General features: G+C 67.5%; 5 protein-coding genes. 2 read left to right on the forward strand and 3 right to left on the reverse strand.

Translation table 11 applies throughout. The features are described 5' to 3' along the window. Positions 1-359: 359 nt before the first annotated feature. A complete protein-coding gene (locus ACFWDI_RS40785; protein ID WP_385312142.1) occupies positions 360-527 on the reverse strand; it encodes a hypothetical protein in 168 nt (55 codons plus the stop codon). 970 nt (positions 528-1,497) lie between these two features. Then, positions 1,498-2,376, reverse strand: coding sequence for an IS110 family transposase (locus ACFWDI_RS40790; RefSeq protein ID WP_385312143.1), 879 nt, complete (start codon positions 2,374-2,376; stop codon positions 1,498-1,500). A 147-nt stretch (positions 2,377-2,523) separates the two neighbouring features. Here ACFWDI_RS40790 and ACFWDI_RS40795 point away from each other — a divergent pair, with 147 nt between their 5' ends. After that, entirely contained in the window at positions 2,524-3,393 is an 870-nt protein-coding gene (locus ACFWDI_RS40795; RefSeq protein ID WP_385312145.1) for an IS110 family transposase, read from the forward strand. A 589-nt stretch (positions 3,394-3,982) separates the two neighbouring features. Here ACFWDI_RS40795 and ACFWDI_RS40800 read toward each other — a convergent pair. After that, on the reverse strand, positions 3,983-4,330 hold the full coding sequence (locus tag ACFWDI_RS40800) for a hypothetical protein (protein WP_385312147.1): 348 nt from the start codon (positions 4,328-4,330) through the stop codon (positions 3,983-3,985). A 47-nt stretch (positions 4,331-4,377) separates the two neighbouring features. On the opposite strand from ACFWDI_RS40800, the gene ACFWDI_RS40805 reads away from it, so the two are divergent. After that, positions 4,378-5,043 (forward strand): IS630 family transposase, encoded by a 666-nt coding sequence (locus ACFWDI_RS40805; RefSeq protein ID WP_385312149.1) that lies wholly within the window; start codon positions 4,378-4,380, stop codon positions 5,041-5,043. Positions 5,044-5,133 lie beyond the last annotated feature (90 nt).

A 5,133-nucleotide genomic window follows, 5' to 3' on the forward strand; every position in this document is an offset into this window, starting at 1 on the left:
CCGGATACGGAGACTTGCGTCCCACCTGGACATCCCTCCCTGGACCATCAAGATCCATTGTCAGGGTGTCCACTCCAAAGGATCAGCCTCAGGGCGGCTGGAACCCAAACCGTGGGGCACGTCAACCTGTCACCCAACCTTGCAGCAGACGCAAGCGCGGGTGGACAGATCGATCGATGATGGGCAGGCAAGCGCGTCGAGCTCCTGGCGGCACGGGTGACCTTTGTCGTGAACCCGGCTACCAGGAGCTTCGTCGCTCCGCAGAACTGTCCAACTCATGGCTGAGACAGCGAGGTTGAAAAGTGCTCACTGCGCCTGCCCTCGGGAATTCCTCAGACAGGTGCGGTGCTCAGGCGAGGTCAGCGAATGAGGTAGAGGGTGTACGCGCCGATGCCGGTCGCTTCGGTCTGGGTGACGTGTCCGTAGCCACGGACTTTCGCGTACGCGCCCGTGCCGCCGGTGATGGCGATGTCGAAGTCGGTGGGCGGGCCAGGATTAGTCGATGTTTGTGCGTGCTGCCACGTCACCTGCCCGTTCGGAAGAGTGTACGAGCCTGAGCAGAGATGCGTGTTCGGATTCTCGGGAGACGGGGTCGACGACCCTCCTACCAGGGTGCAGATCGTCGCGTCGGTGCCGTAACTTCTTCCATCGGCGAGGAAGAGGTTCGCGGTAATGAGAATCTGATCGCCAGCTCCGGTTCCGGGGTCCCCGTTGTCGACCCGCGTGAAATCCGTTCCCTGCCCGGTCAGGCGGATGACCTCGGTGCGCTGGTCCTTGTCCGATGACTTCAGGTCGTGAGACGCGTAGGCAGGGCCAGCGAGAGCTACCAGAAAGGCAGCCGATGCGGCTACCGCGCCGCACTTTGAAAGGGAGTGCATACTTCCTCACTTGATGTTGATGACTTGCTTCGGTAAATGGCACAATCACTTCGACATGATGGAGTGTCAATTGCAAAACGACAGGAAAGTTGTTTGTTCATCCGTCCGGCCGCATATTCTGAGACCCCGGGTCGGCTGCCACGGCGTCGCCCGCTCCCGGGAAGTCTGCCGGCGCCCGACCGTGTCCCTCTGCGGGGCAGCGTCTACGCCCTGTGCAGGGGCGTGAACTGGAGCGATGTACCTGCCGAGCGGTTTGGCTGCAGCCGGTTACGTGCTGACGGCAGCTCAGGAGGCAGTGAGGTTTTCTCGGCGTTCATGATCGGCAGGTGTTGTCGAGGAGAGGGCGGCTTGGGTGATCGCACCGATCCGGCTGGGGCTGAGGGTGATGCGCTGAGGCGAGATGCGCGAGCTGGGCCCGGAGCCGTCCGCGGATTGCCGCGTGGTGGACGAGCTGGCCCACGGTCTCGGTCATCGGCGTGGGTGTCGATGGAGACGAGGCCGGATGGGTGGTGGCGGGCACGGCGGAGAAGGGTGCCGTGACCCACCGGGCAGCCGGTCACGCGTCCGCCGCAGGGCTGCTGGGGCTTGGTGACCTGGTGCTGGAAGCTCCTATAGATCGTCAAGCGGTCTGGAGGAGCGATTTCGGTGTGGTTGATGGGCTGGTGAGGTGCTTGTAGACCTCGCGGGCGATGAAGCGTTTGAGACAGCGCAGGATGTCCTTCTTGGACATGCCTTCGGCGGTGCGGCGGGCGACGTAATCGCGGGTCCGCTGGTCGTAGCGCATACGGACCAGGGCGATCATGTGGAGGGCGTTGTTGGCCTGGCGGTCGCCGCCGCGGTTGAGGCGGTGCCTGTTCGTGCGACCCGAGCTGGCGGGGATCGGCGCTGCCGCACACAGGTGCGCGAACGCGCCCTCCGACTTGAGCCGGTCGGGGTTGTCGCCTGCGGTGATCAGGAGTTGGGCGGCTGTTTCGGTGCCGAGTCCGGGCAGCTCGACCAGCGTCGGGGCGGCGGTGGCGACCAGGGGCTTCAGCTCGGCGTCGGCCTCGGCGATCTCCTCGGTCAGGTACTGGTAGCGCCGGGAGAGGCGGCGCAGGGCTGTCCTGGCCGCGCAGGCCGGGCTGGCGATGTCGGTGCCGGGCCGGGAACGGGCCAGGTGGCGGATCAGGTCTGCGGTGGCCAGGCCGCGCAGCTTCTCGCGGACCTCGCCGGGCGCGGTGACGATCAGGGTGCGGATCTGATTGATGGTCTGGGTGCGGGACTTGACGGCCGAGCGGCGGAAGCGGGCGAGTTCCGAGCCGTAGGCACCGGTGCCCTCAACACCGACGGCCATGATCTCGCCGTGCGAGCACAGCCAGTCCAGCAGTCGCCGGTAGCCGTCCGGGGTGGTCGGGAACGCCTCGGTGGCCAAGTGGCGGCCGATCGCGTCGATCACAGCGGCCTGGTGGAAGTCGGTGTGGGTGTCGATACCGCCGACCACCGCTATCTGCTCTGCCATGCTGATTACTGCTGTCCTTCCGTACGACGTGCGAGGGACGGCACGCGCCGGTCGGGCAGCAGGACAGGACAGTGACGGGACCTTTGGCCGGGCTCCTGACTTGTTGAATCGACCCCAGACGCTCGGTCTGCAGCCGTAGCGTCCAAGGTGTCGGTCGGCATGGGCCGTTCGCTCGCTCAGCAGCTGGCCGCCGCGGGTGAGAACGTGGTCGACGTGCCCTCCACCCTGTCGGCCCGGGCCCGGCTGCTGGCCACCGGCGGAGACCGCAAGACCGACGCCAAGGACGCCCTCCACGTTGCCCAGGTCGCACTCTTCCGCCATGACCTGCGGCCCGTGGTCCAGGAAGACCAGACCACGATCCTGCGACTGCTGACTGAGCGGCGAGACGACCTGGTCCACGAGCGCACCCGCGTCCTCAACCGACTCCATGCCGTCCTGCGGGATCTCCTGCCCGGCGGAGCACCCGCCGGACTGTCGGCCGACAAGGCTGCCACCTTGATGAAGGGCATCCGGCCGGTCACGGCCACCGACAACTGCCGCCGGGACATAGCCCGTGACCTGCTGGCCGACCTGCGCCGCTTGGACCGGCAGGTCAAGGACAACGAAGCCGAAATGCGCGAGGCCATCGCCACCACCCGCACCACGCTGACCACCCTGCCGGGCTTGGGCACCGTGCTGGCCGCGAAGGTCATCGGCCACATCGGGGACGTCAGCCGGTTCCCCACCGAACACCACTTCGCCAGCTACACCGGCAGCGCACCCCTGGACGCCTCCAGCGGCAACAACGTCCGCCACCGGCTCAACACCGGCGGCAACCGCGCGTTGAACTCGGTTCTGCACACCATCGCCGTCTGCCAGATCCGCGACGGCGGGCGCGGGCAGGAGTATTACCTCCGCAAAATCAGCGAGGGGAAGACGCCATCCGAAGCCCGCAGGGCCCTCAAACGGCGCCTGTCTAACGTGGTCTACCGGATCATGAAACGCGACCAACGGACCCACCTCGCTCACGCCGCTTGACACACAGAGGCGCTATGAGGTCACAAGCTCCCGACCGGCGCAGCGCGTGGCGGCACCGCCCGGACGGTCGGCAATTCCAACCAAGGACAGCCGGAGCGTCAGTCAGGCGGAGGGTCAGACCCCCGAGCGGTGCCATCTACATCCTCACTGTCAGGCGAGCATGGGAGCCGGGCTCCAGGCGCTCGTCCGCGATCTGCTGGACGAACCGGTCCGGTAAGGCAGTTGGTGGCGCACGAGCGTGGCCGCGGTCCCGTTTCCTCGGGGTGCCGCCGCCACGGCGCACGGCGTCAGGTTCCGGGGTTCATCAGCCCAGGATTGTGGATCACAGGGTGAGCGGCGACACTGGCACGGCTCTTACCGGCACCCCCGGAATGGCGGGCATGTCGAAGGCGGGAGAGGCCCGGCGGCGGAGCATTGGCCCGATGGGGCCACCGCCGGGCCGGACTCCAGTGTCCCCTAGGCGTCGGCGTCCGTCCGGTTCGGCGCGCCAGCGAGCCCGTTGTGCGCTTCGGATGGACTACGGTAAGGCGGAAAGTGAGGCTACCCCGCGCACAACAGGGATGCGCCGTCATTCTAGTGCAGCCCCGCGTTAGTTCGTTGAGGGGTGTTCGGCGGTGAGGAGGCCTAGGTAGAGGCCGCAGGCGCAGTCGAGGGCTTCCTCTGGCGATCCGCAGGGCAGTCCGGAGGGCAGGTAGTTGTCCTGGTACTTGTCGCTGCTGGCGAGGTAGAGGGCGAAGCCCCAGGTGTGCAGGACGCCGGTGAAGCGCAGGCGGCACAAGGGGAGCGGTTCCTGGTCGGGCAACTCGCCTGTCACGTAGGCGAATCCGGCGCGGTAGCGCACGGTGACGCCGGCCAGCTGCGGCCAGTGCTGTTTGGCGTGGGTGTTCAGGCGCTGGCGCAAGGAGTGCTGCATCGACTCCGGCGGGTTCTTCGGCACGGGGTCCATCCTGCAGGGTCTGGTGCCGGCACGCCATGATCATCTCCTTGGCCGGAGCAAGGGGTGGGATGTCGGTGGCGGGCGGAGCGGTCGTCGTTGAGCTGGATGAGGTGGTGCGCGCGCGGCTGGAGCGGGTGGCGAACTCGCTGACAGGGCAGGTGCGGGCGGTGCTGCGAGCCCGGATCGTGCTGGCTGCGGCGGACAGGCATTCCAACGGGGCCATCGCCCGAACCCTGGAGGTCAGCGTGAACACGGTTCGCAAATGGCGCGGCCGGTTCGCCGTCATAGGGTGGGAAGGCCTGCGGGACGCCAAGCGGTCCGGCCGCCCGCGCCTGTTCGGGCCGCAGGTGCGCATCGCGGTGGTGGCGACCGCGACCAGCGCACCGCCGTATCCGGAGTCGACCTGGTCGCACCGGGCCATCGCCACCCAACTGGCGGGCGCCGTGTCCACGGCGATCTCCGCCTCCCAGGTCGGCCGGATCCTCGCTGACCTGGACCTGAAGCCGCACCCGGTTCGCGGCTGGCTCACCCGCCGCGAGACCCCGGACTTTTGGCAGCGCGCCGCCGACATCTGCGACCTGTATCGCCACCCGCCCCAGGGTGCGGTGGTGCTCTCGATCGACGAGAAGACCGCGATGGCGGCCCGCTCCCGCCGTCATCCCGGCCGCCCCGCCCAGCCGGGCAGACCAGTCCTGGAGGAGTTCGAGTACTGAGGTTGATCCCCGGGGGTGGACACCGGGTTTCACGCGACGAGTGACAGCGTACGTGACGTGATCAATTGCTGTTCGTACTCGGCTGGCGCG

Origin of the sequence: Streptomyces sp. NPDC060064 (assembly GCF_042736455.1) — a bacterium.
Taxonomy (GTDB): domain Bacteria; phylum Actinomycetota; class Actinomycetes; order Streptomycetales; family Streptomycetaceae; genus Streptomyces.